This is a genomic window from Ktedonobacter sp. SOSP1-52, assembly GCF_016587395.1.
This window is the reverse complement of the sequence record NZ_BNJH01000003.1, coordinates 2,019,285-2,045,875: the sequence shown is the minus strand read 5'-3', so window position 1 is coordinate 2,045,875 and position 26,591 is coordinate 2,019,285. Positions and strand designations below refer to the sequence as shown.

The following is a 26,591-nucleotide window of genomic DNA, read 5'->3' as shown; positions in this document are numbered from 1 at the left end:
GGAGATCCACTCCTCTTGACCGCGCCGACTGGGCGATCTCATCACCATCAAGACGCATCTTGAGGGTGTTGTGCACCGCCATCGGAAAAGCACAACGAACCAGATGGAAAAGTGAAAGGAACAGTTCCCATGAAAGTAGCGATTTCCCATACCAAAGTGAAGCCCGACAAACGCGCCGACATCGATGCGGCCGGCAAACGCGTGCTGGAGGCGCTGGAACGAGAACGGCCCCAGGGCTTTCTGTACGCTGTCTGTCCGCTTCCAGACGGGGAGACCTTTGTCACGCTCAGCGTCACTGACGACGGAGTAGACAATCCGTTGTTGGTCTTGCCAGAATATCGGGCGTTCGCTGAGCACTTCAAGACCTGGATCTCTGAGCCGCCGACCGCCGAACAGTTGACGGCAGCCAGGTCCTATCGGTCCTTCTAAAGGCCCAGGAGTCGAGGGTCTGGCGAGAATGAGTGGTAGCAGCCTCGCTCGCCAGGCCCACAGGGGGGGGGATCGGACGTCGACCAGCGGTGCAAGAAGACGTGGCCGAATGGCTCGTGGAGCAGCTCCGCGCAAGGCGAAACAGAGCCGCATTCCTGTGCTTTCGTATGAGGTTCGCATCCTTTGGACCTGGCACACACGAGAGGAGCAGAGGCATGGCACGAGTAATCAATCAATCCCCCTCATCTGTCCCTTGCCGAAATAAAAATCCGGATGAAGACCGATCAGAGCGAGGGATCGCGGCAACGCTGGCTGATCATCGACCAACACCGCGAGCGGCGTAAAGCTCCGCTTCTGGATGCGGTTCTGGCGTGTCCAGATCGATTGAGAGGGGAGTGCTGGTGTGGTATACGCGCTCACCTCCTCACCAAAGGTAGCCTGCAGGTACCACGTCAACGGCACGATGACCGCTCTCGCCTCGGCCACCCTACACTCGCAAACTACGAAAAGACATGGCGGATTTCGATCTCCTGCTCGCTGCCACGCCGTCGGGACCGCGCTACGGTTTCCTCTGGACGCTCATCTGGCAGAGAGTGGTCGCAGGCGCCGGTGGTGTAGCGCTGCCGCAGTTCCCTTGCTGCGTGACAGGCTTCATCAAGCTCTTTTAACTCGGCTAACGTGAAACCGGCTGCCTGGACCTCTTTGATCATCAGAAGATGCTCATTGGTTGGCTTCTCTCAGAGCTGTATTATGAGGTGACACAGGAGAATGATCCTTTCTCGTGCAATGTGTGATGAAAAGATCATCCTCTTTTTTCTCTTTCTGGCAATTCGATTCTCAATTTAGTTCACCTCAGTGACCGTAGGTGCACCATTCAGCATGAAAAAGAACTCGATGGACTGAGCTGGTACGCTCACTATGGAGGAAAGATCCCAATACTGAAAACGATGGAAATACTAAGGCTACCAAGCTTGAAGAAGAAGCTGTCTTCGGGCGTCTGGAAGAACTACTCATTGTCGCTCCCATCTGGGAAGCACGTAGAGGAAACTCTCATGTGGAAAGACGCCCTGTTGGTGATCTTTCACGAGCAAGCGTCGGATCAGTTTTCAGGAGGAACATCTCTGGAAGTCGTGTCCCCACGATGGAGGTGAGCTGTAAGAGAGGTGCTGGCTCCTTTTCCATCGCAAATAAACAGAAGATTCAACAACGGCTTATTCGCTAGTTGGAACGCCTAGGTAATACGGTCATCTTGCTGCCTCAAGCCAAGACAACCCCTGTCTAAGCACTCTTACATCATCTGAACAATTGATACGGAAGGTTCAGATCTGAGGGAGAGATTTTTTGTCTCTCGTGCCAGGTTTTCAGAGGGAAATCTCCGCCTTCAAAAGGACTTGACCTTCAAAAGGACTTGACCTTCAAAAGGACTTGACCTTCAAGTATGCTTTATAGTTTACACTCTAAACGTCGAGCAGCACAGTGTCAAGAGCAAAATGACAGAGAGCTTTTTTCTGCTCGAAAAGAAAGAAGGAGTTCAGGATGTCTCTCACCTATGGAGTTCAACTGCCACAAGGCTGGTTGATGGATCTGGTAGGGATCATCGATCCCGTGGAAGCCTATGAAACGATGACCCATATGGCACAAACAGCGGAAGAGTGTGGGTATGAGTCGATCTGGCTGGTCGACCATTTTCATACGGTTCCCCAGCCATCCCAGGAAGTGACCTTTGAATGCTGGACCAGTGCGGCCGCACTGGCGCGCGATACGACGCGCATACGCATTGGGCAGATGGTCACCTGCAATGGGTATCGCAATCCCGCGTTGCTGGCAAAGATGGCGAGTACTCTCGATGTGCTCTCACACGGACGGCTCAATTTTGGCATCGGAGCCGGATGGTACGAACACGAGTACCGCGCCTACGGCTACGACTATCCTGATGCACCAAAGCGTCTGCGTCAACTGCGCGAAGCGGTCCAGGTCATTCTCACGATGTGGACCCAGGAAGAAGCGACCTTTGAAGGTGACTACTACCACCTTCGCGGTGCTATTAATCAGCCCAAGGGCGTGCAGAAACCACATATCCCTCTCCTGATTGGAGGCAGCGGCGAGAAAGTCACGCTGAAACTGGTGGCCCAATACGCAGATGCCTGTAACGTGGCGGGCAATCCAGCCACAGTGGCACACAAATTTGCGCTGCTCAAAGAGCATTGCGAGGTCGTTGGGCGCGACTATGAGAGTATCCGACGCACCGTCAGCACCCTATGTGCCATTGCCGATACCGATGAGCAGGCCATGGCCCTGGTACCTATGATGTTTCGATCTCAAGCGCAGCTCGATATGGCGCTGGTTGGCACCCTTGAGACGGTCCGCACACGCCTCAAGGCATATGAGGCGGCAGGTGTGCAGGAACTCATCGTCACCTTTCCCAATGCTATCCAACAGGATTCGATCCGCCACTTTGCTCAAGCATGTATCGCCTGAGTCAGTTATCAACCAAAACATGGAATTCCTCCCCTTTTGAGGAGAAAGGCAACAACAAGATGAAACTCGAAAAGATGATGAACGATGCCCAGGAGTTGTCACAGCGTTTTCATGAGGTGGTCGGGCCGTGGGAAAGGAGCCTGCTGGTGACGCACCTGGCCGCCGTAGTTGGAAGGCTGGCCGACGATGTGATGATCATCGAAGGCAAGCTCGCGATGCCTCTGGAGAACGCGCATCTTGCCCGGAATATCGCGGATGCATTGATCCAACTGATCAGGCTCAGTAAGAGCTACCAGATCGATCTTGAGAGGGCCTGGGGCGAACTGCTTGAGGAAGCGCGTTCAGGTTTGAGTAATGAGGCACTTGTGACCATGATGCGCGACACCATTCGCCAGAATCAGACTGGAGATACAGAGTATGACAAATAACACCATGCAGGGAAAAGTATGCCTGGTGACAGGCAGCAGTTCAGGGATTGGTAAGGTAACAGCCAGAGAACTTGCCAGGATGGGCGCGACGGTGGTCATGGTTTGTCGCAATCGTGTAAAGGGAGAAGGAGCACAAGCAGAGATCAAAGAGGCGAGCGGAAACGCTCAGGTAGATCTGATCGTTGCAGACCTCTCCGAGCTTTCCCAGGTACGTCGCGTGGCCGACGAGTTCAAACAGCACTATACACAGCTTCATGTGCTGATCAATAATGCTGGAGGAATTAATAGCGAGCACAAGATTACTGCCGATGGGTTAGAATACACCTTTACAACGAATTATCTGGCTCCATTTCTGCTCACTCATCTCCTGCTGGATGTGCTGAAGGCCAGCGCACCAGCGCGCATCGTGAATGTCAGTTCTCTCGCGCATACCCAGGGAAAGATAGATTTTGCTGATCTCCAGGGGACGCAGAGATATAGCTCCGGCAAAGCGTATGGCCAGTCCAAACTGGCGCAGATCTACTTTACCTATGAACTGGCGAGTCAGCTTGAAGGGACTGGTGTTACTGTCAACGCGCTGCATCCTGGCATAATTGCTTCCAACTTTAACGATGGCTTTAAAGGTATTGCGCATGTCATTGGGGGAGTGATCTACTTCTTTGTTGGGAGAAATGTCGAGAAAGGAGCGCAGACGACGCTCTACCTGGCAACCTCACCTGAGATTGAGAGAGTGAGTGGGAAGTACTTTTCTGACTGCAAGCAAACTTCCTCTTCCAAGCTTTCCTATGATGTGATAATACGCCAACGTCTCTGGAACATCACTGAGGAGTTGATTCGTCAGAACACGTTTTCCCAGCTCGCTCTGGAAAAATAACCCGAGATGGAGTTGGGTACGAAACGTATTACGAGCGCTTCACGGATGTGTGGCGATGAGCCACACATCCGTGAAGCGCTCTGGCAAACCGGACTCATGGAGTATGATGAAGTGCAAGGAATCGAGTGGGAGTGGCAGTCAGTGGATGGGGCAATGACGAAAGCCCCTTTCGGTTGCGCCTCGACGGGAGCCAATCCCACCAATCGCGGCAAACGAGGTGTCAAACGCAGTCTCTTGACTGATGGGGCTGGACTTCCTTTGGCCATTATCATCGACGGAGCCAACCGTCACGATATGAAACTCCTCTGTGCAACCCTGGACGGCAGCGTCATCGCCCGGCCTGATCCGACTGAATCGCAGCCGCAACACTTGTGTTTGGATGCAGGCTACGATTATCCCGTGATCCTCCAAGAGATAGAAAACCATCAGTACGTGTCTCACATCCGCAGTCGGGGTGCTGAAAAGCAAGAAAAGGTCTTCACTCCTGGCTATCGAGCGCGCCGCTGGGTAGTGGAACGTACTCACTCCTGGATCAACCGCTCGCGTCGCCTCCTGGTGCGCTGGGAGAAAAAGGGAGAAATTACCTGGCGTCCCTTCATCTGGCCTGCGCTCAACTCGTTTTTGCCAAAGTACTGGTTTCTGGATAAGCTCTAAGCTAGACTTTCTCCATATTACGCCGCAAGGGCGAGCGTGTCGGTCAAACGATCAAGCAGTGCTCGTGGAATTTCCACCATGTCGGGTTTTGCAGGCGACATGCCAAAAAGGGTGACGGGCCAAAGCTGTTGGCGAACGAACGCGAGCGTATCGGCGAAGGTGGGGAGAGCTTTGATGTACCAGGCGGATTGACGCTCTGGTAAAGGCTTGCCGTCAAACAATGTCTGAGCGAACAGTGTTCTCAGGGAGAAGAGTCCTAATAGCGCTGGTGTTGTACGCAAGATCGCCAGATCAGACCATTGTCGTTGCGTTTCCACCCCCAAATGCGTCCGCACTTCATGGAAGGTCAGCTCCACCTGCCACCGCAAGACAAACCACTCGATGATTTGGGTGGGGCTGATCGCCTGATCGGTACGGAGCAGTGCCTGGGGAGAAAAATGGGACTGCGGATCACGGAGCAAAACCCAACAGATGGGAACGGGCGGCAAGCCGTTGTGATACCAAATGGCCGTGCCGCTCGCCACTTCCACCAAGCGTTGCTGCCCGCCATACCAGGCCACCGGGAGTGCCTCCCAGTTCGTCTTAGGATCTACCAGTCTGGCTTGCAGTGTCGGTTGGCAAGCCCCTTTCTTGCGCGGACGCCCGTTGGTCCCGGGTTTACGAACAGGAGCAGGGTCGTATAAAGCGGCATCCAGCCACAAACGCGTAATTACCGTGACTGGTGCGAGCAAACCAGCCGCACAAGCCGGCAATTCTAAGACCGCATAACTGCTATCGGCGACGACGACCAGATACCGATCAGGCAGCCAGCGACGGAGTTGGCGAATCATTTGCCTTCCCCAATCGGTGATCTTCTTGTGTCGCCACCCACGCTGCTCATAGTATCGTTCAGAGGGAGCAAGCACGTTGAGAAACGGCAAAGCCCAGACCCATCGGGCCCAGGGGATTGGCGCAAGCAGCATCATCGAAACCCAACGCAGACCACTCGTTTTGACAAAAAACTCTTTACTCGAACGCACCGGATCGCGATAGATTCCTTTCGCGGCGTTTTTGCTCCCCGACGCCGTTCAATCGTCTCATCAATGCCCACGACAATTGGGGCACCCTCAGGCACAAAGGTTCGCACTAACAGATACAATGGTTGCATTTTCTTCTCCTGGTTTGCTGCGTTTCGCTCCCACGTATGAGGCAAGGCGATCTTGCCATTTCTCGTGCTTGGCATCTGGGGAACGACACTGCTTCATTGCGCGGTCTTTGCGTCTCCCTCTCCTGATCGAGGTGCAAAAGACCGCGCAATGAAGCAGTGTCATCACCACAGTTCAGATGGCCACGCGAATCCAAGAAGCGGGAGCGCGAGCGACCCTACTCTCCGACGTGCAAAACGATCTTTCCGCGCATATGGCCCGCTTCGCCGCGTACGTGCGCCTTGTATGCCTCGGACAGTGGCACGACGGCATCGATAGCAACGCGTACCTGTCCGGTGTCGATCAGGTGACCTATCTCTGCGAGTTGTGCTGTATCGGGATGGAGGCTCGGATGCTTCGTGCCAATGGTGATGCCGAGCCAGGCGGCGCGTTCGGCTGAATAATTGCCAATATTGATTCCTACCAGCCTGCCGCCGCGCTTGAGAACGGAGAGCAGGCGATCTCCGTTCGCGCCGCCTACGGTGTCATAGACGAGATCGACGTTGCGAGCCGCCTGCTCTACAGGAGTGGCGGTGTAATCGATATACTCACCGACGCCCAGTTCGCGCAAGAATACCTCGTGGCGGCTCGATGCTACCGCGATGACGTGCGCTCCCTTGATCTTCGCCAGTTGCACCGCAAAGTGTCCCACGCCACCGGCGGCACCATTGATCAGGACTGTCTGACCAGGCTCTAGATCTTGATAGAGAAACTGCCAGGCTGTCAGTGCTGCCATCGGAACCGCTGCGGCCTGGAGATGATCGATCGTCGCTGGCTTGAAGGCGAGATCTGTGACCGGAGCGGTGGTGTATTCCGCATAGGTTGAACTTCTCGACAGGAAGCGGATCATGCCATAGACGGCGTCCCCTTCTTGAAACTCGGTGACTCCTGGTCCGACGGCCTCGACGATACCTGAAGCATCAAAACCCGGCGTGCTGGGCCGTGGAAGGGTTGGTCGGAGGTGTTCTGGGAGGTCTGGAAAGCCAGCTCGCCCTCGCCAATCAGCGGGGTTGACGCCCGCTGCACAGACACGAAGCAGCACCTCACCTGGTCCGGCGATGGGGCGGGGCACCTCCTCATATTCTAAGACTTCAGGCCCTCCCGAGCGATGAATGCGTATGGCTTTCATGGTGGTATTGATGGAAGTCAGCATGTGTTCTCCTGTCTTTGTACAGCCTCAATAGTAGGGTGCCTCTCATCGCGGTTGCGCGATCTCGCACCCGTCGTCTAAAATACTAAGGGAGAAGAGCCCAACAATCGAACGGGTCATCCAGGAGGAATTGGCTGAACTCCTCCTGAGATGGCTAAACGAGCGGAAGAGAGAAGAAATTCGAGGGGCTATCCCAAAGGCAACCATGGCAAGAGCCATGAGTTGGGCTATTGTGGGAGAGGCCCTCCAGTGGAGCAGAGAGCCAGCCACCAGGCCCTCAGAACAGGTAGCCCAGGATCTTCTGCTGATGCTTATGGAGGGGGTAGAACATTTGGTTTCCGATGTATTGTCTGAGTAACGTCGCATCGTCATCTCTATTTCTCTACCGACGCTTTAGGAGCGGTCAGAGAGGGCGTCTTGCGTAATCATCTCATTATGTCTGATGGCTCCTATCACCATTCGGTCTACTACAGCATTATTCAGAGCGAGTGGCCTGCTGTCAAAGCACGACTCGAAACCATGATGCAACGCTAGAGAAGCACGTTCTCTCCCTGGCAAATTGGACACGAGCATTTACTCGACCGGTTCTCTAGGCATGGTCAACTTTCTCTTTGATGCCTCCCAGACTCCCCACATTGCAGCAAGCCAGATCTGGGAGTATTTCGATCTCAGTTCGAGCACGATGCAGGCGAAATCCAAACAGATCCGTGACCTGTTGGGCATGTATCCCATGGACCCGGATTGGTCGCTCCCCTCCATGGTGGACAAGAACCCTTTGATCTGGATGCTTGAGGTGAATGGACTCATCATCGATGTGCGCCAAGCACCCAGGGAGATCCAGAAGGCTGCATTCCGCAAAGGGTTGATTCCCTACATCCCCGACGCCTGATCAGTAGTTTCCCAGAGTCAGGTAGACACACCGAATATGTCCTAGAGCCCAGATAAAATATCCGTAAAGATGCTTTGAAGGTTCTACCAGCCTGGCTTTACGACAAAAGTATTGTGTTGATCTCTGCCACATAATATGCCGTGTCTTCCAATGATATCCATAGCTGTCATTTAGGCAAAAACAACACTTCTTTCTGCCACATAAGCTGTCGTATTGGAGTCGTTACGTACCTGAAGGTGCCGCAATAAGCTATGTGATGTTTGACTCTCCAGCCAGTTTCCATGCTCACTCACGTTTTACCCAACGAGCTTCACGATTGGACGTTCTTGTCTTCCGTGGATCATGAGGAGGAAAGCGGACCGTTTCTCCCTAAGGAATGGAGCAAAACTCGGGACATCAGCGAAGGTACTATATCCCTGCTGATGCCCACGTGTCGGCGCGCCCCTTTAGCCCCCAAGTTTTGCTGCGGTCTCGGCGAGGCGCGAAGCGTATCCCCATTCATTGTCGTACCAGGCCGCAACCGAGACAAAATTTCCCTCCTGCACCTGGGTCAGAGGGAGATCAATAATCGAAGAATGGTAGTCTCCGACAATACGCGCTGATGCCCATTCCTCTTTCAGCACATCCATAATCCCTTTCAGCGGCCCCTCGCTGGCTGCCTGGATAAAGGCGGCGTTCACTTCTTGCGCTGTGACCGCGCGTTCGGTGATGAGATTGAGTTCAGCGATGCTGCCGGTCTTGACGGGGACACGATACGCCTTGCCTGTGATTTTCAGGTCCGGCCAGATAAACTTGAGAGCTTTCGCCGCGCCGGAGGAGGAAGGAATGATATTTTCGGCTGCCGCCCACGAATCGCGCCGGTCGCGCATGGGCTGGTCGGTTAAAGATTGGGTGTTGGTATACGCGTGAACCGTTGTGAATAAGCCGTACTGGATGCCAAATTGCTCCAGCATCACTTTCACTACGGCAGCAAGGGCGTTGGTGGTGCAGCTTGCCATGCTCACGATTTTGTGGGCCTGCGGATCAAAACTATCCATGTTAATGCCAGGCAGCAGAACGGCGTCGCAATCCTGAAGGGTTTTGCTCGCGGCGCTGATGAGCACCCGCTTCGCGCCACGGTCAAGATGAACCTGCGCTCCGGCGCGAGTGACGGCGCGGCCTGTGCAGTCAACAACCAGATCGATGCCCATCGCTCCCCAATCGGGCACTTCTTTGGACGAATCGATATAGGGGATATCACGCCCACCAATCAGAAAACTATTTTCTCTGGTGCTGACATCTTCATGCCAGCGGCCATAGTTGCTATCAACTTGAAAGACGGCGGCTGTCGTCTCAAGATCTCTAATGTCGGCAATCGCAACGGGTATGAACAGATTCCGCTTCAATGCCGATTTGAGCATAGAACGTCCAATACGTCCAAAACCATAGATTGCAATGTTACTCACACAGCATCTCCCTTATTTCCTCTGAAAAGTTAGCGCGGAGGACAAACATCTCATCAGCAAGTATACCAGGAGATCTCGATAAAATCGAACCTTTTTTGCCGCAATTTCTGGCGTTCCTGCCAAATATCGCGTCACACAGCCAGTAAAAAAGGGAAAAAGCAACCTCGCGAATGAAAAAAGACTGGGAAATGATAGATCGTCAGGTTATATGGCGGAAATCGAAAAAGGGTAAGCACGGATGATACGATCTTTTATTTGTCAGAGGCGATGACAATCCTGTCAAATAACAACCACGCACCGATTAGCAGAAGCATTTTCGTGAGACTGCAAGCCAGAAGAGCGGGCGATCAGGACCGCCAGTTATTGCGTCCAGATTTAAGCGAACGGTAAGATAACAAGCAATCAGTTCGTGGGCTTATTCAAGCTTACTGTGTCTGAACCCTGCTTGTATCAGATGTTGGGAGAATTTTTGCATGCCGCTAAGGACTGGGTGCAGTTTTATAACTCAATCCGTCCTCACAAGAGCTTGTGTGGTTTGCCAATCAGTTTGTCCTTTTTTGACACTTTATGGGCCGTGCTGGACGGTTTATGGTTCAAAATGATAATGTAGTCCACTAGCTCAGGAAACTGTTTCACAAAGTGGACTCGTCAGAGCGTTCTTGACAGCACAAGCGGCCTGATTTCACTTTGCCGGGTTCTGTATGGCTTTTTCACGGGTTTGAACCATTTTGTGTCCGGTTTGAACCATATCCCGACCTCTGAGTCCATGCTTTTGTAAGCAGAACAGTCGCTTTCTACGAGAATGGACCAATGGACAGCATATCTGTCAAAAATTGCGCTACAGTCATGTTTATGCGTCAAAAGCTGAACAATACCACTTTGGGACATAGCTCTCAACCGTCCTGTCAAGCCAAGTGCTGGACAGGATATCCGTCAAGAGTTCGGACAAATTGATTGTCAAATCACATGTCCTTTAGTCCATTGCAGATAGTCTCCCTTTATGAGAGGACGAAATGCTCTTGTTTTTTTGGACTCGCGTTCTCAGATATGCGTCAAACGGGACATCTTATGGGTAAAAAGTATGCTATGAGCATGGGTTTCCTCTTTACTTCTTTACTTTGAGTATCTATCCTTGAGGAAGAAGACAGACTGACTGACTGACTGACTGACTGACAAGTGTTGTTAGCACGAATGAAAGGAGAGAGAAGTGAACCACTCCCTTGAGGAAATTGTGCATGCTGAGAAGCAGCTTCAACAGGCAATGGTGAACAATGATGTGCAAGCCCTTGAACAATTACTACATGATGATCTGGTGTTTATTGATGTCGAGGGAAATGTACAGGGAAAACGCGATGATATCGAAAGTCATGCATCTGGTGCTGTTGTTCAGACAGCAGTGGAGTTTGCCGAAGAACCAGTTATGCAATTCTATGGAGAAAGCGCAATTGTTGCAGTAAAAGCTCATGTAAAGGTGCGATTACAGGGAAAACCTCTTGAGGCTTTCTGCCGCTATCTGCGTGTATGGCTGTTTCAGGATGAGCGCTGGCAAATTATCTCAGGAGCTGTACGTATCGTCTCTTGATTACGACTCATATCATCTGTTTTCTTCATAACGAAGTGCTTCTGCTGGAAAAGTCCCTCTTTGCTCAGCCGCATACACAGGCTTTTCTGGCAGATGAACTACAACACGGTTTTGACCGATAAACCATCTGACTCGTCATTGACCCATATCCTGTCCTGTGGGGACAAACTGGCTGGCAAACCACAGGACACTTTATGGTTCCTAAATTGGACCAATGTTACGTATATGCGTCAAAAGATCAGCATTTCCTGCTCAAGCAGTTTCTCTCAAGCCGCTTCTCAGGCAGGTCGTAGGACAGGATATGATTCGATATCGAGGACGAAACCAGTGTCAAATCACACTCTGCGATCAACTCCGCTCCTTGGTCGCCTCGGTCACAGTCGCGCATCCGTTGCTCGTGAAACTGATTACGACTGCTCGCGTGAAGACCGATGTTCGTGATACCTTGCATTTGGCCCAACTCTTGGCCGCCGGTCTCATCCCTGCCGTCTGGATTCCCCCTCAGGATGTACGTGAGTTGCGGGCCCTCATTGCCCACCGCACTCGCCTGATTCGCCAACGAACCCAGGCCAAGAATCGGCTGCGTAGCACCCTCCATCGATACAATATTGTGCCTCCACCTGGAGGACTGTTCACTCCAGCCCAACGTCCCTGGTGAGAAACGCTTCCTCTTTCGGCTTCAGAGAAGCTACGCATTCGTCAAGATCTGTCTGTGCTTGAGAGTCTGGAGCCTCTAATCGAGGAAGTAGACACAGAGCTCGTCCATCTGAGTGCAACCGAACGCTGGAGAAGTCAGGTGCCCTTTCTGCTTCAGTTACCTGGGATTGGGGTCATCAATGCGCTCGTTCTGCTGGCCGCCATTGGTGATATTACGCGCTTTCTGAAGTCGCGAAACATCTCGTTGGATATGCTGGCCTGGGGGCAAGCGTCCATGCCTCAGGAGAGACGTATCAAACTGGACAGATTACCAAGCAAGGACGGAAAGAGATGCGAGCGGCCCTTGTCGAATTGGCATGGATGGCCGTGGAGCATCACCCCCACTGGAAAGAGCAGTTCGAGCGGCTTGCCACACGCATTGGGAAAAAGAAAGCGATTGTCGCCATTGCGCGTAAGCTCCTTGTGATCGTCTGGCATGTGCTTTCCAAGCAGGAAGCAGATCGGCATGCAGATCAGGAGCGAGTTGCCCGAGCGATCATGGAGTGGGCACGAAACAAATCGACAGCGAGAAAGCAGGGTCTCTCGCGTCTCGAATTCGTGCGTTGCGAGTTGGATTGGCTAGGGATAGGAACGGAGATGGAAAGCTTCGTCTTGGGAGGCCGGACCTTTCATTTGCCCACATTAGCGTCTCCTGGTTAAGAGAGACATGAGCAGATCTTTTTAGAGCACGCTTTTCTCTTGTATCAAGCACCTGGCGAGGATACCACAGCGCTCTGCCGTATTACACTCATGGCAATCGAGAGACGCTCTGCATTTACACTGTCCCTAAAAGTGATAGAATGGGAGGCGAAGAACAAGCAAAGAGGGAATGTATTGTGAATCAAGAACAGATATCTCCATTTCTCCAACCTCTTGTCGAGCAACTGATCCATATTCCGGGAGTTGTAGCAGTCTCTCTTGGCGGCTCTCGTGCCAGAGGTGAAGCACGACCAGATAGCGATTGGGATATTGGCCTGTATTATCGCAGGCACATCCAATCCTCCGATCTTCGAGCACTCGGCTTTCCCGGTCATGTGGTAGAGCCTGGGACGTGGGGGCGGCTCGTCAATGGAGGGGGCTGGCTGTTGATTGATGGGCAGCATGTAGACGTGTTGTACCGGGATCTCACTGTTGTTGAATACTGGATAAAGGAAGCAGAAGGTGGGCGCTTTGAGGTGGATAATATGGCAGGCCATATTGTTGGTTTACCAACCTATGTCCAGATGGGTGAACTCGCCATTGGAAAGTGCTTTCTGGAAACCTTCCACGCCCCTCATTCCCTGATGCCCTCCGAAAGCAAGCCCCGGCTTGGTGGGAAGGAAATGCGGCCTTCTCGTTACTCTTTGCTGAGGGATATGCTACTCGTAGCGAAGTGGTAGCCTGTGCAGGGTCCCTTGCCCGAGCAGCAATGGCGATGGCCCATGCACACGCAGCAGAACAAGGCATATGGGTCCTCAACGAAAAGCGTCTACTACAGCGGGCAGGGCTGAGCCAGACAGAAGAGATCCTCGCAAACATTGGGAAAGGGCCAAAAGAGCTCATGCAGGCTGTTGGACGAATGCGTCAGATTCTCGGACTTGCCCGACCAGAAGGGATGAAAGCAGACGAAGTGGTCAAGCCCAAAGCATGACTGTTACTGCCGCCTCTAAGACCGTGTTTTGGAACTGAGAGAAACCGCTTGGGAGGCAGTTTCTCTCAAATTTCCGGAATGTGCAGAGGAAACCTCATGTGGTAGACTGGTAGAATGAGTACCAGTTATCCAAGCGATCTGACCGATGCAGAGTGGGCATGCCTGCAACGGCATCTGCCTCCTCAGCCCAAACGTGGGAGGCCGCTCACGCACTCGTTGCGATCCATCTTTGACGCCATCTTCTATGTCCTGCGCACCGGCTGCCCCTGGCGCTACTTGCCATGTAACTTTCCCCTATGGCAGACCGTCTTCTATCATTTTCGGCGCCTGCGCCTCAAAGGCACCTGGACGCTCTTGTTGCGGGCACTGCACCGGGCTGAACGCATACGACAAGGCAGGAACCCACATCCGAGTGCTGCTATCATGGACGCTCAAAGTATCAAAACGGTCGAGGAATCCGCTAGGATCTGTGGCTATGATGCGCACAAACACATCAAGGGACGGAAACGGCACATCCTCGTGGATACGCTGGGGATTCCCTTTTCCCTCTATGTCACCCCTGCTGATACCCACGACACCAAGGGAGCCCGTTGTCTACTCGCAGGACTCAAGTTCTTTGTCCCTCGCCTGAAAAAGATCTGAGCAGTCGCGGGCAGGAGTTGGCGGCCTGGTGTCAAGCTACAGGTGAGTGGGAACTGGAAGTGGTGGAGCGTGCTCCAGGCACCCGAGGCTTCAGCGTTGTGCCGCGCCGTTGGGTGGTGGAGCGCACGTTCAGTTGGATTTCTCGCAACAGGAGAATGAGTAAAGATTACGAACGAAAAGTGCAGACCAGCGAAATGCTGATCCAGGTGGCGATGATTCGGCTGCTCCTCGCCCGTTTGGCGAGGCATCTACGAACCAGTTCCCACCCCCCCCATTATTCTAGATCTTGGTTGATATCCCAGAGGTTGCCTTCGGGATCGACAAATATGGCAGTGCGTACCCCCCAGGGATGATCGGTGGGTGGTCGGAGGAAGGGAACACCCGCTGCTTTGAGGGTTTCATAGGTCGCATGAACATCTTCCACTCGAGAGGCTATCATGGCACGCGGGTTGCCCTCGATATTAACTGCGTCGGGCTCAATCCCAAAGAGTTTTGCGACTCCTTCTGGTGATTGCAGGGTCAGGTAGCGGTCTTGCACCTTGAAGGTGGCAACGCCGGGATCGCTTCCTACAAAGGGGAGCTTGAGGACATCACGATAAAATGCGGTACATTTGTCCAGTTCACGCACAAAGAGCAGTATGGCGTCTATGCCGAGCTTCATCATCAGGTATACCCTTTCTTTATTCAGCAACCAAAATCGAGGACAGAAATCAAGAACCGATCAGGCGGCCTAGGATGGTTCTGCTTCTGGTTGCGAAAGCTCTCAACATGCGCAGTCGTATGCTCACGTTTCCGTTACTATACCAGGGTGGGATCGAGTAATACTTCTCCCATCTTGCTCTTTTGGCCACGCAGCATTACCGCAGCGCATTGCAAAACACGGTCTCAAAAAATAAGCAGTTGACAGCGCTTCAGGTAGATGCGATGGCGAAGGCGGGATGTTCGCGCACCTTTACCGATAAAGTGACTGGCAAGCGCTTCGACCGCCCGGAGTTTCTGAAAATGCTAGAAATGCTGCGTCCAGGAGATATCCTGGTCGTGTGGCGACTGGATAGACTCGGGCGGAGCCTGAAAGAACTCATTGAGACGGTGAACCTACTCGCCGAACGCGGTGTGGAATTGCGCAGCCTCAAGGAGAATATCGATACCACCACGCCAACAGGCCGACTCATGTTCCACGTCATCGCAGCCCTTGCTGAGTTCGAGCGTGACATCATCAGCGAGCGGACTCAGGCCGGCTTAGAGGTTGCCCGTGCCCGTGGGAGAAAGGGCGGCAGGCCACGCGCCATAGATTCGATCCCGCCTGCGCGCCTCTCACGTGCCAGGGAGTTATACAAGGGCCGAGAGCATTCTGTCGCCGAGATCATGGCCCTTACCGGCTTCAAGAGCCGGAGCACCTTTTATGGTTGTGTTGCAAAAACGATGACGAAGGCGAGATGGATGTGAAGAGGTCCTCCTCGTTCAGTTAGGCGATCACTCCAAACAGTGTGGCGACCGGCGCGACCTGCTCTCCCACATCTCCTTTTGCCACTCCTTGTCCTTGCCCTTTCCTCAGGATGTTCATCATCTCGTCTCCTTGGAGGGTTCGCCAGGCCGTCTCGAAGGAGAAAAAGCCCATCCCTGGCTTCGTCAACCGTTGGATGAAGCGATGATCTTGTTCAATGAGGTTATGAAGATATTTGACTTGCCGCAATACACACTCTTCGGGGAGACAGCCTTCCGCTTTCAATTCCGCGAACGCTTCGGGAGAGGCAGCGTTTTTGTCCACGTTGATGACCCGTGGTCCCCTGGTATGGGAAGCGGCGAGCGTTTTCAGAAAGAACTGCTTGGCGGCTTGTGCCTCTCGCGTCGAGCTGAAGAAGAAATCGAGCGTCTTTCCGTGCGAATCAACCGCTCGATACAAATACACCCACTCTTTTTTGACCTTGATGTACGTTTCATCGACCCGCCAGGAGTGCGACGTGGTCGTCAAGTGCGCTCGACAACGCCGTTCGAGTTCGGGCGCATAGTGCTCAACCCAGCGATAGATCGTTGTATGGTCGACAGGCAATCCTCGCTCCAACAGTATTTCCTCAAGATCGCGATAGCTCAAAGCATAACGGAGGTAGCATCGTACGCACAAGAGAATGATATCGGCTTAGAAGTGGTACCATTTGAACGGGGGTTGCTCAGTCACGGTGAGTCCTCTTTTGCTCTTTTCTCTCCACTGTAGCAGATCAGCTTACTTCTTGCAACACAACCGGTGTGGGTGCGCGATAAGCACCTCTGGCACCAATCGCTCAATCTCCGTGAGCGAGGTTAGATCGAGCAGCGAGAAGTTGGCCTGAAGCGGATCGCTGCGGAGCCAAGAGGTGAGCGACGCATACGCCAGATGCCCCAGCGTGGCATAACACCGTGCACTCGCCGCTGTCATACCAAGTTGGCTGACTCATACGTTAAGTTCCTGCGCTAATCGCGTTTTGCCAATCCCTGCCTCCCGGCTGAGAATCACAAGATGTGGATGTCCACTCTGTCGACCAGAAATCCCGCCTGTCGCAGCGCTCCAGGATTTCTGGAGACGCCGCCACTCCGCTTTACGGCCCTGCAATGGCGCCTCCGTGCGCTGTTTGGGAAGTGGGTCGGTCTGGGTCTTGTGAGAACGGTTTGAGTGCATGAGTGATTCGTAGACTGTCTGCGTCATTGCGCTCGGCTCGGTCCCCAGTTCACGCTCCAGGACCTTGGCGCAGGTATGGTACGCACGCAGCGCGGCGGCTCGGTCTCCACGCAGGGCATGTAAGCGCATGAGTTGCCGATAGGTCGCCTCGCGCAAAGGGTCCTGGCGTAGGAGTGCTTGGGCGGCGGAGATCGCAGCAGGATACGCACCCTCTTCTTCCAGGAGTATGCTCAAGCTTTCCGCTGCCTGGAGAAACATCTGACGCAAACGGTCCCGTTCAGGAACGATCCACTCCTCGTAGCAACCAGACAGCAATTCCCCATGATACAGATGCAGCGCCTGCTCCAGAGCTTGCCGCAACGCGGTCATGTCATGAGCTTGCTCTGCTTGTTTTGTCTGGTCACATACTTGTTCAAACTCCTGGATATCTAGGAAGAAAGAACTCTCTGCCTGTACTGGGAGCCACTGCAGGCTCTGTTTGGACGTTGAGAGAAACTGGTCGGCATCTGGAAGGGATTGTCGCAAGTGATACAGCAGTTGACGCAGATTAGTATGGGCTTGCGCTTCCATCGAATCAGGCCACAGGAGAAAGGCCAGATGCGAGCGATCCTGGGGGACGCTCCGATTGAGCACAAGGTAGGCGAGCAGAGATTGGACACGAGGAACGGTGATGGTTGTTATCGGGGTTTCGCCCGAGAGCAGCAGGAAGCGACCCAGCAGATGAATGTGCAGGGGGAGTGCATCAAGAATTTCCCTTTCTCAGATCCAAGCGATGGTCTCGACCGCTTGTTGCAGATCGCGTCTTGTCTCTTGGATATACAGTCTGGAGGGTGTTTCCTCATTCAAAAAACTCGTGCGTAGGAGTTTTTCTGAATGAGGAAACGCGATGTCCGTGTCGGGTGGGGATGAGGATGAAAAGAGGCTGCGCCTGGAGCTTTATCTCAGCATTAGAGGCCTATTTTCAGGCGAATGCCCTCGAGAGATATTACGCCATCTTGCCACGCAGTGTTGCTGCTAGATCAGCGTGGCCAGCGGTTGCCGCGAAATTCGCCGCAGTTCGCCCATCGTCTGTGCTCAGCATAGGATCAGCTCCGCGCGCCAGCAAATCGCCCACCAGCGCGGTGTCGCCATTTTGGGCGACCTCCATAAGTGGGGTCTCACCATTCTCCTGACGGGCGTTGACATTGGCTCCATGAGCGAGGAGCAATTGAATGACGGCATTGTGGCGATGTGCGGCAGCACTGTGGAGCGGCGTGACTTGCTGCTCATTACGAGCAACGGCATCAACCTCTGCTCCTGCCTCCAGCAAAGAGGATGCCAGATCGGTGCTACCATTAAAAAAGGCCACATAGTGCAAAGCCGTAAAACCATCACGTGAATACGCCCGCGCCAGCGAAGGATTATCGGCCAACAGGGCGCGCAAGCGACTAAGGTCACCCATCGCTGCCATATCATGAATATCAAGCTGCGGATTGGCGGCTAACAGCGTTGGCAGCAGGTCCGTTTGGCCTGTATAATGTGCCCAGAGCACAGCAGATATTCCTTGCGGCGACCGGACATTTACCAGCGCGGGCTGTTCCGCGAGAAGGGTGGTGAGCTGCACACTATCGCCCGTTCTGATAACTGTGAAAAGATCTTGAGAGAGAGACATTACGTATCCTTTTTGCAAAAACACTTAGCAACGCTAACTAATTTCTTATGGTAGAATAGCACATGATGGATCAACAGTCAAAGCCCCCTGAGAACAACGCGATTGACATCGCTAACCGCCTTCATTCTGTGGCGATTCACCTGCTCCGGCGCGTCCGTCAGGAAGATCCGCTGACAGGGTTAAGTCCAGCGCGCCTCTCAGCGCTCTCGGTCGTCGGTTTTGGCGGACCCTGTACCATCAGCGATCTAGCCGAAGCGGAACAGGTCGCGGTGCCAACCATCAGTAGGATCGTTGCAGCTCTGGTATCGGAGGGATTGGTTGAACGCCAGACAGACACGCGTGATCGACGCACTATTCATCTGATGGCCACACCAAAGGGCATGCAGGTCTTGCGTGAGGGACAGCTCCGACGAAGTGTCCAACTGGGGAATCTGCTCGCGCAACTCACGCCCGCCGAACAAGAAACAATTGAGCAGGCCATTGCCTCAATGGAGCGCATGTTGCGCGGGGCAAGCGAGGAATAACATCTCCTCTGTAAAGCATTGATATTACAGGGGTCAGCACATCCAAACCTTACCGATGTTTTTCTTTGTTAAGAGGGAGAAACGCGCCGAGGTGTTTCTTTGCCTGAAAAAAGCGCACTTCTCCCCTTCCCCAGATCAAACGCCTGTCGGGGGAGATGGTCCGTTTTCGAGGAGAAGGGCGTAGGCGGCATAGGTGTTGGTGTAGGCCTGGGCGTTGGAGTTGGCGAGGGTTTGGGCGACGGTGTAGGAGTCGGAGTTGGACTCATTGGACCTGTTGGTGTGTATCGCATCTTCCCCGCGGGCGCGCTAGTCGACTGTACCGCAAGCGAATTCCCCGATGGCGGATGGGCATTTGCCATCGCGCATGTGCAACAGAGCATCACGGCTATGAGTATGGTCAGTGTCGCGATGCAGCCTTGTGCCTTCTTGCTCTGGCGGCGATACCAGGCCCAAGGCGCAAAAGTTTGGCGTTGGAGGACGTGGTGGCGTCATTGGTGGCCTGTAAGGTGGAGGTGGTGGGGTCTGATATGGTTGGGTTGGGTCGTTATACATCCCTGACTGCTTCCTTTTCATCGATATACAACGATGGACGCGCTGGCATGGAAGAATTTAGGACATGAGATGCATTGGCAATTGCCTACTCAATTGTTCTCTTGCAAGGAGAAAAAGCATCGTGACTTGGCCAAGCCACGATGCTTTTGTTGTTGGTGAGCCCAACCCGCGAGCGAGGGCCTTTTCGTCTCGTTAGTCTTCAAATACCGCCTTGTGCTGCGCGTGTTTTGCCTGGTGTCCAAGCGCTTCCTCTTCGTTTCTTGTTCGGAAGTCGCATCCTGGGGCGCTGCACTTCCACCAGCCTTTGTTGAGCTGATTAAATGCCAACATAACCAACATGATCACCAAGACTACGGGCAAGATCGATACTGCAAAGGCGTTCAAGTTGTTTAGTGGATCCACTCCTCTTCTCTCTCCTTATCCCTAAAAAACAAAAGCGAATGCGAGAATGCACATGTACCATTGTACTCAGAATAGTCGGGGTTACAAGAAACTAGCGGTGTTATGTTGCGACCCGGACAGCGCTTGCTACTGCGACTTACGTGATTCTGAGCAAAGATTTCGCTCAGACAGAGATGGCTGTGCCTCATGAGGGGAACCTGGCCGAAGGTGATTGTTTCCTCCGATGAAAACGGGCTATTTGACCCATCAATTCCTGCATCTCGTTGCGCAATCCTTGGGTTGAGCCAGCCCAAGTAGACGCCTATTGAGTTCTCTGTGCTTGCTCATCAAGCGCCTGGAAGTTTACCACACCGTTCGCGCTGTGGTCGGGAAAGTTTTGTGTTTGGTGAGATTGGTAAATCAAGATCTCTTGGTTTTTTGCTCCTACTTGACAGGGGATCATAGAGATAGTGGCCAGCTTCAAGGGAAGAAGGCCAAAAAGCCAGGTCATGGCGCGCAAAGGACGTCGGATTGACAACCAGAAGAGCGGCATCCCGTTGGCGCGCAATAGCTTCCAGAGCCTCTTCGCAGACCTGAGAACCCAGCTCTTTCAGGGTCGCATATTGTTCCTGTGACTCTGTATAAACCTCGTGAATGCTACTGCCGGGGATAATATCGTGGAACTGATTGAGACAGAGCAGTTCCCAGGCAGAATGCAACGTTGAGGCGGGATAGGCATAGGTGAGATCCAGCAGATGGGCCAGCGTCGCCAGGAATTCCGCATCATGGAGCAGAAACTCACTTTTGCGATTAGCGCGTTTATTGCGACCCTGAGTCGTGTAGGTTCCGCGATGGTATTCGAGATAGAGCTCGCCATTCCAGATCGGCAACGTTGGGCCAGACGTTTCTTCCAGTGTCTCAAAGAAATGTTTCACACTATTTTGCTGGACGTGAGGCATAGCGGGAAATGAGTCCAGCTCGCGGATATTTTCCAGCATCTCACGCGTTGGGCCGCCGCCATCACCATAGCTGAAGGCCATCAGCAGGGGAACGGGAGCTTCGCCTTGCGCAGCATCCTTTTGCTGCGCATTCAGCCATGTCCCCAGGATGTGCGAAGGTGTGGCCAGGGCATTGTACGTGCTGTTCTTCTTGCCTGGCTCCTCAGTTGTACTAAAGTGTGTGAGAACGCGTGTGCCATCGATGCCCTGCCACCAGAAGCTTTCATAGGGATGGCGGTTATATTGATTCCAACCGATTTTAGTCGTAAAGAAATATTCCAGCCCGGCCTGTTTGATCAACTGCGGCAGCGCCCAGCTGTAGCCAAAGACATCGGGCAGCCAGAGCACAGGAGATTCCGCCTCCGCCCCAAAGTATTTGGTAAAGAACGCGCGGCCCAGCAAGAATTGGCGAGCCAGCGCTTCGGATCCGCTCAGATTGCAATCTGCCTCCACCCACATACCTCCAATAGGCTCCCAACGGCCCTCAGAGACGCGCTGCTTAATTGTCTCGAACAGCGCGGGATGATCGCGGCGAATATAGTCATAGAGCTGGGGCTGGCTTTGCGTAAAGTGATAGTCAGGAAACTGCTCCATCAGGCGGGCGACCGTGTGGAATGTGCGGTCAGCTTTGCGGCGGGCCTGCCCAAGTGTCCAGAGCCAGGCCACATCGATATGGGCGTGGCCGGTGGCAGTAATATCCACCGCCAGAGGGGGGCCGGCCTGAGCCAGGGCGGAGCGTAGAAGCGCATGGGCTTGCGTAGTGCTGGCATAGAAAGAAGGGCTGCCAGGCTCATACGTATCGAGCGCGATAAAAGCCTCATTGAGCGCATGCAAGATTTTCGCACGGGCGGGAGAGCTTTCTGACAGAACCTCCGCTGAACCCAGAGCGACGCGAGCCGTCGAGATAAAATCGCGTGTTGGTTGATCAATCTGGACCACCTCACAGGGGCGCATATAGAGCTGCGTTGAGGGCTGACCCGTACCGTAGCCCAGGCCCGTCCAGCCGTGGAGGGCCAGGGAGTGGGAGTGGCCAGAGCAATAAATGTCAGACAGAAGAATTTCCTGGTGATTGCGGTCGCAGGCAGCGTAGGCTGTGCCATCAATGTAGAGCAGCGCCTCCGGGTGAGGAAAATAATCGCCAGCATCGCCCAGGGGCAGAGAGAGCGCCACCGGCAGCGAAGGGTCCCAGGTAGTAGGGACTTCAAAGCTGCCACGCAGCATAAAGTTGGTTTGCCAGTTGCCCCAGTAGGAATGGGAACGTTCTTTCATCATCTCCATTCCATGAACAGTTTCACGCCTCGACAAGCGTTCCCAAGCGACGTGTGTGCATTAGTGCGACGCCCTTGCCAGATTGGATGTTACTAAGGGGGTACACTACCACCTTGCAAAGAAAAAAACTTCTTCTATCTTGCTTTCCTCTGGCATACTGTCAGCAATCCATTCCCAGAAAACGTCACTCTGGAAGACACGTGTTTGGGAATGCGCACCCCCATCACTATACCTGCTTGCGTCTCGCACGCCTCAGATGCCCGCTTCATCCTTCGCTTGCGAGACCCAGTCGAGCGCCTCGTCTGAAATGCCATGCTGTCCGAGAAAGAGGCTCAGATGGGCCGCATGTTCCTGGACGTGACGCATGGCGTACAACAGGAGCTCTAAATAGCTGATCGGATTTTCACTGTCCCAGGGAAAACGGAATGGCTGGTGTACTTTCTCGTCTGACAACTCGGTGATCGTTGACTGACACTTCTTACGCAGATGCTTCAGATAGGTGTGTAGTTCATCCCTGGTATAGGGCTGTTTGGGAATGGCATCATCAGAGCTCTTCTTGAAGGGCGCAGGGGGAGTGAATTCTTCTACTGAGCAGCCTGTGAGATACAGGTCGAGCCAGGAGAGTGTGTGGTAGGTGATATCCCAGAATGTCCCATATTCCGGTCCCTCAGAGTCGATCCAGAGATGCTCCTGCCAGAGCGTATCGGGGCAGGCCACCAAGGCGTTTTCAAGCATATCGATGGCTGCGCCAAACTGTCGCCACAAAGCGGTGCGCAATGTCGTCTCCATCGGTTGTTCAGCCATAACCTATGTTCCTTTCTGCTTCTTTTTCGACAGATTACCACCAAAAGCGGTCAAGATCGACCCTAATATTAACGGTTTTATCTTCTAGTGTGGCGTTTTTGCCCAATTCGAGTGCGCACTCCTTTTCAAGCATCATATGACGAAGCGTCCCACAGGAACACCAGCACGGGATCGAGAAGTTTGGCTCCGACCTCATCTGGATTGTTACCGAACCATCGGTGATACTGGTCATGCTTACCTCCTTGTTGAGAACCGTTGTCTATTTCCTCTACAAGGAGGCACATTTCTATGCCGATTGGTTACTGGTCACACTCGTTGCGCATCGGGTGTTTTTTTGCGAGGACCAGGGAAAAACAAAAAAATCAGTTTGCAGAAATTTAGTGCAATCTGTTGCTAAAAATGTCGATTTCGTCGCCTCCCATTCGTTGCTCTGTTGAAGGACAACACGAATCGTCCTCGAACTATAACTAGGAACAACAATACATAGGAGGAAACATGCGTTATCTACTCTTGATCTACCAAAATGAGGCCGACCATGCAAAATTTAGCCAGGAAGAATTGAACGAAGAATATGAAGCCTATATGGCCTTTGGCAAAGAAGCCGAACAGCAGGGCGTGCTTGTCAGCAGTGAGGCTCTTCTCCCTACCAATACCGCGACCACGGTACGGGTACGAGGCGGCAAAACTCTGCACACTGATGGCCCCTTTGCCGAGACCAAAGAGCAGCTTGGTGGGTTCTACCTGCTAAACTGCAAGGATCTTGACGAGGCCATTGAGTTTGCGGCCAAGGTCCCTGCCGCTACGGATGGCTCTATTGAGATTCGCCCCATCATGGAATTTGAGTAGTAAAGTGAGAGCATAAATGCTGCCAGCACACCGGATGGTCGCCCATACCTTTTACCAGGAGGCAGATCGTATCCTTGCCAGCTTAATTAGCACCCTACGGGACTTCGAGCTAGCCGAGGATGCCCTCCAGGATGCCCTGCTCATCGCGCTTGAGCGCTGGCCCATAGAAGGTATTCCGCCCAATCCGGGTGCCTGGATCACAACGACCGCGCGGCGCAAAGCCATCGATCGTTTGCGCCGTGCCAGTACGTTGGCACGCAAGCACGAGATCCTGCAAGAGCTACTTCAAAAGGAAGGGCAACACGGAACTGGAGCAAGAGAAGCCGAGGCAATCCCCGATGAGCGGCTCAAGCTGATATTTACCTGCTGCCACCCAGCGCTGGCACTGGAAGCACAGGTCGCACTCACGCTGCAAACGCTCGGTGGTCTCTCCACCGCTGAGATCGCAAGCGCTTTCCTGGTTCCGCTCCCAACTATGGCCCAGCGCCTGGTACGTGCCAAACGCAAAATCAGGGATGCCGGTATCCCCTACCAGGTACCCCCGATTGAGACCATTGGAGAGCGTATGGACGCGGTGTTCTCCGTCCTTTACCTCATCTTCAATGAAGGCTACAGCGTCAGCAGCGGCAATATGTTGCTACGCACTGAACTCTGTGATGAAGCGATACATCTTGCGCGAGTCCTCCTCCAGCTCCTAACACAAGAATCCCTGCTTGACACGCTCCCAGAAGCATTAGGCCTGCTAGCACTCATGCTTTTACATGACGCCCGGCGTAACGCGCGCCTGGGACCAGAGCAAGAACTTGTCCTGCTCGAAGAACAGGATCGCTCTCTGTGGAACCAGGACAAAATTCAAGAAGGGCAGGCTCTCCTGGAACAAGCATTGCATATGCGACGCTCGGGCCCCTACCAGGTACAGGCCGCTATAAGCGCCTTACACGTTGAGGCCAAACGTTTCGAGGAGACCGATTGGATGCAGATTGCGGCTCTCTACGGCACACTGATGCGCATGACCCCATCTCCTGTAATCGAACTCAACCGCGTTGTCGCTGTGGCGATGGCGGACAATCCCTTACACGGGCTATCACTACTTGACAGGCCAGAAATGCAAAAAGCTCTCTCCAACTATCACCCCTTCCACGCCGCACGCGCCGATCTACTACGGCGAGCTGGCCGACCCCAGCAAGCCCTTGAAGCATACATCCAAGCGCTCAAGCTTTGCCAAAACGAGATCGAACGCTCTTTTCTTCAACGCCGCCTCGCGGAACTCTCTTAAATGGTGAAGAGAGCAAGCCAGCAGCATCATTTACTTTGATTTTCCGCTCTGCTTCCTTTTTGTGTATTCTGCGTGACTTATACTCAGGTGGTAAATAACGCAAAATCTGCAACGATTTTGAGGGTCTTGCGCACTTTCGGTGGAAAACCTCATCAACAATTCCCGGTTTCATTCATGAAACCCGCAGTTCACGACTTTCACCTCCAACTCGGTGAGAGGCCCTATGCGGTGGGAGGTCGCTGTATAGGCAAGAGCACACCGAGCACGAGGACGACTCCTGATGCAAGAACCAACGGGAGAAACACAATCGCCGGAATATGAACTATATCCCAGAGCCAGCCTCCGATGAATGGGCCAAGAAACGAGAAGAGGTAGCCTACTGTCAGCATGGTACCCGTCCACTGCGCGACTTCCTCCTGTTTCGCCAGGAGCGCAGGTAAAGCAATGGCCAGTATGTAGAGGAGGATGGTTGTGCCTCCAATGACCGCAGCCCAGAGAGGCTCGAGAACGACTGGTGTCCATATCCAGCACACCAGCGCGATCAGGCAAAGCGACGCGCAGATAATGAAAGGGAGTTTCCGTCCCACCAGTTTGTGCGCAAACAGGGTCGCAAACAAACTGGCAGGGAGCTGTGCTGCATTTAATATACCAAGTGCAAGCCACGTGAGGGCTGGAGCATGGACCGCCTGATTGTAGGAAGCGATCCACGCATTCGTCCCAAAGTAGATGAGCTGTGCGCCCCCAACGAACAAGCCAAGCGTCCAGGGATTAACGGGAACGAATCGACGGGACGACCTATGAGGGGTGGACCCTGCCTGTTTCAAGGTCCAACTCCTCTGGTTGACAGTATTTGCCGGAGCCAGCCACAGCCAGAGGACGAGGGCGATCATGACGGGGATGCTCCAGAACACAAAGGTGCTGGTCCACGCGTCACGGCCAAACCAGTTGAGCATCACCGGGATGGTGAGCATCGCCCCCACTGTCTCGCCGATGACCAGCCCGTCGCTGTAGAGCGCGGTAGCCAGGCCAATCTGGGTCGAGAACCATTGGCGGATCAGCGCGGGGATCGCTGTCTGTGAACAGGCACTTCCCAGGCTAAGGAGCGCTGTAAAGAAATAGAGTGGAAGGACGGCAGGCCAAAGGGCACGCAAGCTAGCACCGAGTGCGACCAGCAGGAGGCCAAACGCGACCATGATGCGCCCTCCCCACCTTCCGATAAGCAATCCTATTGGCAATGAGACGACTCCCATGACGAGTGTCGGCAGCGAAGTCAGCAGACCCGTCTGGGTATAGGTGAGCTGGAAATCATGACTGAGTAATGGTACGATGGGTGGGACCGCCAGAAGCACCGTGCGCAGATTGATACCAACGAGTACAATCAGGCCAAGCGTTCGTACGTGGAGCCAGGGGGATCTCTTTGCGTGGTCTTTCTCTCGCTTCTTGTCCATCAATTTCTCCGTATCTAGAGGAGGCGATTCCTCTTCTCAGAGGCCGTGACTCCTTTCCTGAAAGGAGTGAGCGCCATGCACACCAAATATATCACGTTCAACCTGGAT

General features: G+C 53.6%; 29 protein-coding genes and 3 pseudogenes. 18 read left to right on the top strand and 14 right to left on the bottom strand.

The window, feature by feature from the left end; all coding sequences use genetic code 11:
- Positions 1 to 129 precede the first annotated feature (129 nt).
- Positions 130 to 429 carry a hypothetical protein gene (locus JMJ16_RS34425; RefSeq protein ID WP_201388913.1) on the top strand — a complete coding sequence of 100 codons (300 nt, stop codon included), beginning with the start codon at positions 130 to 132 and terminating at the stop codon, positions 427 to 429.
- Positions 430 to 657: 228 nt separating this feature from the next.
- Here JMJ16_RS34425 and JMJ16_RS34420 read toward each other — a convergent pair whose 3' ends face one another.
- The gene (locus JMJ16_RS34420) at positions 658 to 891 is read right to left on the bottom strand and encodes a hypothetical protein (protein ID WP_201388911.1); all 234 of its coding nucleotides are present in this window, start codon (positions 889 to 891) and stop codon (positions 658 to 660) included.
- Between the two features lie 38 nt (positions 892 to 929).
- Entirely contained in the window at positions 930 to 1,139 is a 210-nt protein-coding gene (locus JMJ16_RS34415; protein ID WP_201388909.1) for a hypothetical protein, read from the bottom strand.
- Positions 1,140 to 1,965: 826 nt separating this feature from the next.
- Here JMJ16_RS34415 and JMJ16_RS34410 point away from each other — a divergent pair.
- The 4 genes and pseudogenes from JMJ16_RS34410 to JMJ16_RS34395 all read left to right on the top strand — a co-directional run.
- Entirely contained in the window at positions 1,966 to 2,907 is a 942-nt protein-coding gene (locus JMJ16_RS34410) for an LLM class F420-dependent oxidoreductase (protein WP_201388907.1), read from the top strand.
- A gap of 59 nt (positions 2,908 to 2,966) precedes the next feature.
- Complete coding sequence (locus tag JMJ16_RS34405) at positions 2,967 to 3,335, top strand: hypothetical protein (RefSeq protein ID WP_201388905.1); 369 nt, start codon at positions 2,967 to 2,969, stop codon at positions 3,333 to 3,335.
- The gene (locus JMJ16_RS34400; RefSeq protein ID WP_201388903.1) at positions 3,325 to 4,209 is read left to right on the top strand and encodes an SDR family oxidoreductase; all 885 of its coding nucleotides are present in this window, start codon (positions 3,325 to 3,327) and stop codon (positions 4,207 to 4,209) included. Before JMJ16_RS34405 ends, JMJ16_RS34400 begins: the two co-directional genes overlap by 11 nt.
- A gap of 72 nt (positions 4,210 to 4,281) precedes the next feature.
- Positions 4,282 to 4,856 (top strand): annotated as a pseudogene (locus tag JMJ16_RS34395) (IS5 family transposase); the annotation flags it as partial.
- 24 nt (positions 4,857 to 4,880) lie between these two features.
- On the opposite strand, the gene JMJ16_RS34390 reads toward JMJ16_RS34395, so the two are convergent.
- Complete coding sequence (locus tag JMJ16_RS34390) at positions 4,881 to 5,882, bottom strand: transposase (RefSeq protein WP_236601815.1); 1,002 nt, start codon at positions 5,880 to 5,882, stop codon at positions 4,881 to 4,883.
- Positions 5,883 to 6,225: 343 nt separating this feature from the next.
- Entirely contained in the window at positions 6,226 to 7,200 is a 975-nt protein-coding gene (locus tag JMJ16_RS34385) for an NADP-dependent oxidoreductase (protein WP_201388901.1), read from the bottom strand.
- A 592-nt stretch (positions 7,201 to 7,792) separates the two neighbouring features.
- Between JMJ16_RS34385 and JMJ16_RS34380 the strand changes: the two genes are divergently transcribed.
- Complete coding sequence (locus JMJ16_RS34380; RefSeq protein ID WP_236601814.1) at positions 7,793 to 8,086, top strand: DUF6398 domain-containing protein; 294 nt, start codon at positions 7,793 to 7,795, stop codon at positions 8,084 to 8,086.
- Positions 8,087 to 8,532: 446 nt separating this feature from the next.
- Here JMJ16_RS34380 and JMJ16_RS34375 read toward each other — a convergent pair whose 3' ends face one another.
- A complete protein-coding gene (locus JMJ16_RS34375; RefSeq protein ID WP_201388900.1) occupies positions 8,533 to 9,531 on the bottom strand; it encodes a type I glyceraldehyde-3-phosphate dehydrogenase in 999 nt (332 codons plus the stop codon).
- Between the two features lie 1,207 nt (positions 9,532 to 10,738).
- Here JMJ16_RS34375 and JMJ16_RS34370 point away from each other — a divergent pair.
- From JMJ16_RS34370 to JMJ16_RS34340, 7 genes and pseudogenes are all read left to right on the top strand, one after another.
- Entirely contained in the window at positions 10,739 to 11,113 is a 375-nt protein-coding gene (locus JMJ16_RS34370) for a nuclear transport factor 2 family protein (protein WP_201388899.1), read from the top strand.
- 301 nt (positions 11,114 to 11,414) lie between these two features.
- The gene (locus tag JMJ16_RS54890) at positions 11,415 to 11,771 is read left to right on the top strand and encodes a transposase (RefSeq protein ID WP_236601813.1); all 357 of its coding nucleotides are present in this window, start codon (positions 11,415 to 11,417) and stop codon (positions 11,769 to 11,771) included.
- 54 nt (positions 11,772 to 11,825) lie between these two features.
- Positions 11,826 to 11,969 (top strand): annotated as a pseudogene (locus tag JMJ16_RS56510) (IS110 family transposase); the annotation flags it as partial.
- Between the two features lie 59 nt (positions 11,970 to 12,028).
- The gene (locus tag JMJ16_RS34355) at positions 12,029 to 12,469 is read left to right on the top strand and encodes a transposase (protein ID WP_236601862.1); all 441 of its coding nucleotides are present in this window, start codon (positions 12,029 to 12,031) and stop codon (positions 12,467 to 12,469) included.
- Between the two features lie 176 nt (positions 12,470 to 12,645).
- Complete coding sequence (locus JMJ16_RS34350; RefSeq protein ID WP_201388898.1) at positions 12,646 to 13,188, top strand: nucleotidyltransferase domain-containing protein; 543 nt, start codon at positions 12,646 to 12,648, stop codon at positions 13,186 to 13,188.
- A 35-nt stretch (positions 13,189 to 13,223) separates the two neighbouring features.
- The gene (locus tag JMJ16_RS34345) at positions 13,224 to 13,439 is read left to right on the top strand and encodes a hypothetical protein (RefSeq protein ID WP_201388897.1); all 216 of its coding nucleotides are present in this window, start codon (positions 13,224 to 13,226) and stop codon (positions 13,437 to 13,439) included.
- A gap of 114 nt (positions 13,440 to 13,553) precedes the next feature.
- Positions 13,554 to 14,375: pseudogene (locus tag JMJ16_RS34340) on the top strand (IS5 family transposase).
- Here the strand turns inward: JMJ16_RS34340 and JMJ16_RS34335 are convergent.
- Positions 14,356 to 14,745, bottom strand: a complete 390-nt coding sequence (locus JMJ16_RS34335; RefSeq protein ID WP_201372896.1) for a VOC family protein — start codon at positions 14,743 to 14,745, stop codon at positions 14,356 to 14,358. The pseudogene JMJ16_RS34340 and the gene JMJ16_RS34335 sit on opposite strands and share 20 nt — an antisense overlap.
- 179 nt (positions 14,746 to 14,924) lie before the next feature.
- Between JMJ16_RS34335 and JMJ16_RS34330 the strand changes: the two genes are divergently transcribed.
- Positions 14,925 to 15,527 carry a recombinase family protein gene (locus JMJ16_RS34330; RefSeq protein ID WP_307813268.1) on the top strand — a complete coding sequence of 201 codons (603 nt, stop codon included), beginning with the start codon at positions 14,925 to 14,927 and terminating at the stop codon, positions 15,525 to 15,527.
- A gap of 19 nt (positions 15,528 to 15,546) precedes the next feature.
- Here the strand turns inward: JMJ16_RS34330 and JMJ16_RS34325 are convergent, their stop codons facing one another.
- The 4 genes from JMJ16_RS34325 to JMJ16_RS34310 form a co-directional block, all read right to left on the bottom strand.
- A complete protein-coding gene (locus JMJ16_RS34325; protein ID WP_236601861.1) occupies positions 15,547 to 16,212 on the bottom strand; it encodes an IS6 family transposase in 666 nt (221 codons plus the stop codon).
- A 90-nt stretch (positions 16,213 to 16,302) separates the two neighbouring features.
- On the bottom strand, positions 16,303 to 16,494 hold the full coding sequence (locus JMJ16_RS34320) for a hypothetical protein (RefSeq protein ID WP_201388896.1): 192 nt from the start codon (positions 16,492 to 16,494) through the stop codon (positions 16,303 to 16,305).
- 15 nt (positions 16,495 to 16,509) lie between these two features.
- Positions 16,510 to 17,304, bottom strand: coding sequence for a bacterial transcriptional activator domain-containing protein (locus JMJ16_RS34315; protein WP_201388895.1), 795 nt, complete (start codon positions 17,302 to 17,304; stop codon positions 16,510 to 16,512).
- Positions 17,305 to 17,719: 415 nt separating this feature from the next.
- Positions 17,720 to 18,385, bottom strand: coding sequence for an ankyrin repeat domain-containing protein (locus tag JMJ16_RS34310; RefSeq protein ID WP_201388894.1), 666 nt, complete (start codon positions 18,383 to 18,385; stop codon positions 17,720 to 17,722).
- A 62-nt stretch (positions 18,386 to 18,447) separates the two neighbouring features.
- On the opposite strand from JMJ16_RS34310, the gene JMJ16_RS34305 reads away from it, so the two are divergent.
- Positions 18,448 to 18,909, top strand: coding sequence for a MarR family winged helix-turn-helix transcriptional regulator (locus JMJ16_RS34305; RefSeq protein ID WP_201388892.1), 462 nt, complete (start codon positions 18,448 to 18,450; stop codon positions 18,907 to 18,909).
- 99 nt (positions 18,910 to 19,008) lie between these two features.
- Positions 19,009 to 19,467: a hypothetical protein gene (locus JMJ16_RS34300; RefSeq protein WP_201388890.1), complete on the top strand. Its 459-nt coding sequence runs from the start codon at positions 19,009 to 19,011 to the stop codon at positions 19,465 to 19,467.
- Positions 19,468 to 19,653: 186 nt separating this feature from the next.
- Here the strand turns inward: JMJ16_RS34300 and JMJ16_RS34295 are convergent, their stop codons facing one another.
- The 3 genes from JMJ16_RS34295 to JMJ16_RS34285 all read right to left on the bottom strand — a co-directional run bounded on the left by JMJ16_RS34295 (position 19,654) and on the right by JMJ16_RS34285 (position 22,913).
- A complete protein-coding gene (locus JMJ16_RS34295; RefSeq protein ID WP_201388888.1) occupies positions 19,654 to 19,863 on the bottom strand; it encodes a hypothetical protein in 210 nt (69 codons plus the stop codon).
- A 326-nt stretch (positions 19,864 to 20,189) separates the two neighbouring features.
- A complete protein-coding gene (locus JMJ16_RS34290) occupies positions 20,190 to 22,112 on the bottom strand; it encodes a hypothetical protein (protein WP_201388886.1) in 1,923 nt (640 codons plus the stop codon).
- Positions 22,113 to 22,361: 249 nt separating this feature from the next.
- Positions 22,362 to 22,913: a DinB family protein gene (locus JMJ16_RS34285; RefSeq protein ID WP_201388884.1), complete on the bottom strand. Its 552-nt coding sequence runs from the start codon at positions 22,911 to 22,913 to the stop codon at positions 22,362 to 22,364.
- A gap of 495 nt (positions 22,914 to 23,408) precedes the next feature.
- On the opposite strand from JMJ16_RS34285, the gene JMJ16_RS34280 reads away from it, so the two are divergent.
- Entirely contained in the window at positions 23,409 to 23,759 is a 351-nt protein-coding gene (locus tag JMJ16_RS34280) for a YciI family protein (protein ID WP_201388882.1), read from the top strand.
- Positions 23,760 to 23,775: 16 nt separating this feature from the next.
- The gene (locus JMJ16_RS34275; RefSeq protein WP_201388880.1) at positions 23,776 to 25,035 is read left to right on the top strand and encodes an RNA polymerase sigma factor; all 1,260 of its coding nucleotides are present in this window, start codon (positions 23,776 to 23,778) and stop codon (positions 25,033 to 25,035) included.
- A gap of 221 nt (positions 25,036 to 25,256) precedes the next feature.
- On the opposite strand, the gene JMJ16_RS34270 is transcribed toward JMJ16_RS34275, so the two are convergent.
- On the bottom strand, positions 25,257 to 26,483 hold the full coding sequence (locus JMJ16_RS34270) for a CynX/NimT family MFS transporter (RefSeq protein WP_201388878.1): 1,227 nt from the start codon (positions 26,481 to 26,483) through the stop codon (positions 25,257 to 25,259).
- Positions 26,484 to 26,591 lie beyond the last annotated feature (108 nt).

Coding starts and splice junctions, on each gene's coding strand:
- JMJ16_RS34310 (WP_201388894.1), bottom strand. CDS start 18,385: ATGTCTCTCTCTCAAGATCTTTTCACAGTTATCAGAACGGGCGATAGT.
- JMJ16_RS34385 (WP_201388901.1), bottom strand. CDS start 7,200: ATGCTGACTTCCATCAATACCACCATGAAAGCCATACGCATTCATCGC.
- JMJ16_RS34285 (WP_201388884.1), bottom strand. CDS start 22,913: ATGGCTGAACAACCGATGGAGACGACATTGCGCACCGCTTTGTGGCGA.
- JMJ16_RS34345 (WP_201388897.1), top strand. CDS start 13,224: ATGGCCCATGCACACGCAGCAGAACAAGGCATATGGGTCCTCAACGAA.
- JMJ16_RS34415 (WP_201388909.1), bottom strand. CDS start 1,139: ATGATCAAAGAGGTCCAGGCAGCCGGTTTCACGTTAGCCGAGTTAAAA.
- JMJ16_RS34380 (WP_236601814.1), top strand. CDS start 7,793: ATGGTCAACTTTCTCTTTGATGCCTCCCAGACTCCCCACATTGCAGCA.
- JMJ16_RS54890 (WP_236601813.1), top strand. CDS start 11,415: ATGATTCGATATCGAGGACGAAACCAGTGTCAAATCACACTCTGCGAT.
- JMJ16_RS34305 (WP_201388892.1), top strand. CDS start 18,448: ATGATGGATCAACAGTCAAAGCCCCCTGAGAACAACGCGATTGACATC.
- JMJ16_RS34280 (WP_201388882.1), top strand. CDS start 23,409: ATGCGTTATCTACTCTTGATCTACCAAAATGAGGCCGACCATGCAAAA.
- JMJ16_RS34315 (WP_201388895.1), bottom strand. CDS start 17,304: ATGGAAGCGCAAGCCCATACTAATCTGCGTCAACTGCTGTATCACTTG.
- JMJ16_RS34275 (WP_201388880.1), top strand. CDS start 23,776: ATGCTGCCAGCACACCGGATGGTCGCCCATACCTTTTACCAGGAGGCA.
- JMJ16_RS34320 (WP_201388896.1), bottom strand. CDS start 16,494: ATGACAGCGGCGAGTGCACGGTGTTATGCCACGCTGGGGCATCTGGCG.
- JMJ16_RS34405 (WP_201388905.1), top strand. CDS start 2,967: ATGAAACTCGAAAAGATGATGAACGATGCCCAGGAGTTGTCACAGCGT.
- JMJ16_RS34335 (WP_201372896.1), bottom strand. CDS start 14,745: ATGATGAAGCTCGGCATAGACGCCATACTGCTCTTTGTGCGTGAACTG.
- JMJ16_RS34425 (WP_201388913.1), top strand. CDS start 130: ATGAAAGTAGCGATTTCCCATACCAAAGTGAAGCCCGACAAACGCGCC.
- JMJ16_RS34270 (WP_201388878.1), bottom strand. CDS start 26,483: ATGGACAAGAAGCGAGAGAAAGACCACGCAAAGAGATCCCCCTGGCTC.
- JMJ16_RS34400 (WP_201388903.1), top strand. CDS start 3,325: ATGACAAATAACACCATGCAGGGAAAAGTATGCCTGGTGACAGGCAGC.
- JMJ16_RS34410 (WP_201388907.1), top strand. CDS start 1,966: ATGTCTCTCACCTATGGAGTTCAACTGCCACAAGGCTGGTTGATGGAT.
- JMJ16_RS34290 (WP_201388886.1), bottom strand. CDS start 22,112: ATGATGAAAGAACGTTCCCATTCCTACTGGGGCAACTGGCAAACCAAC.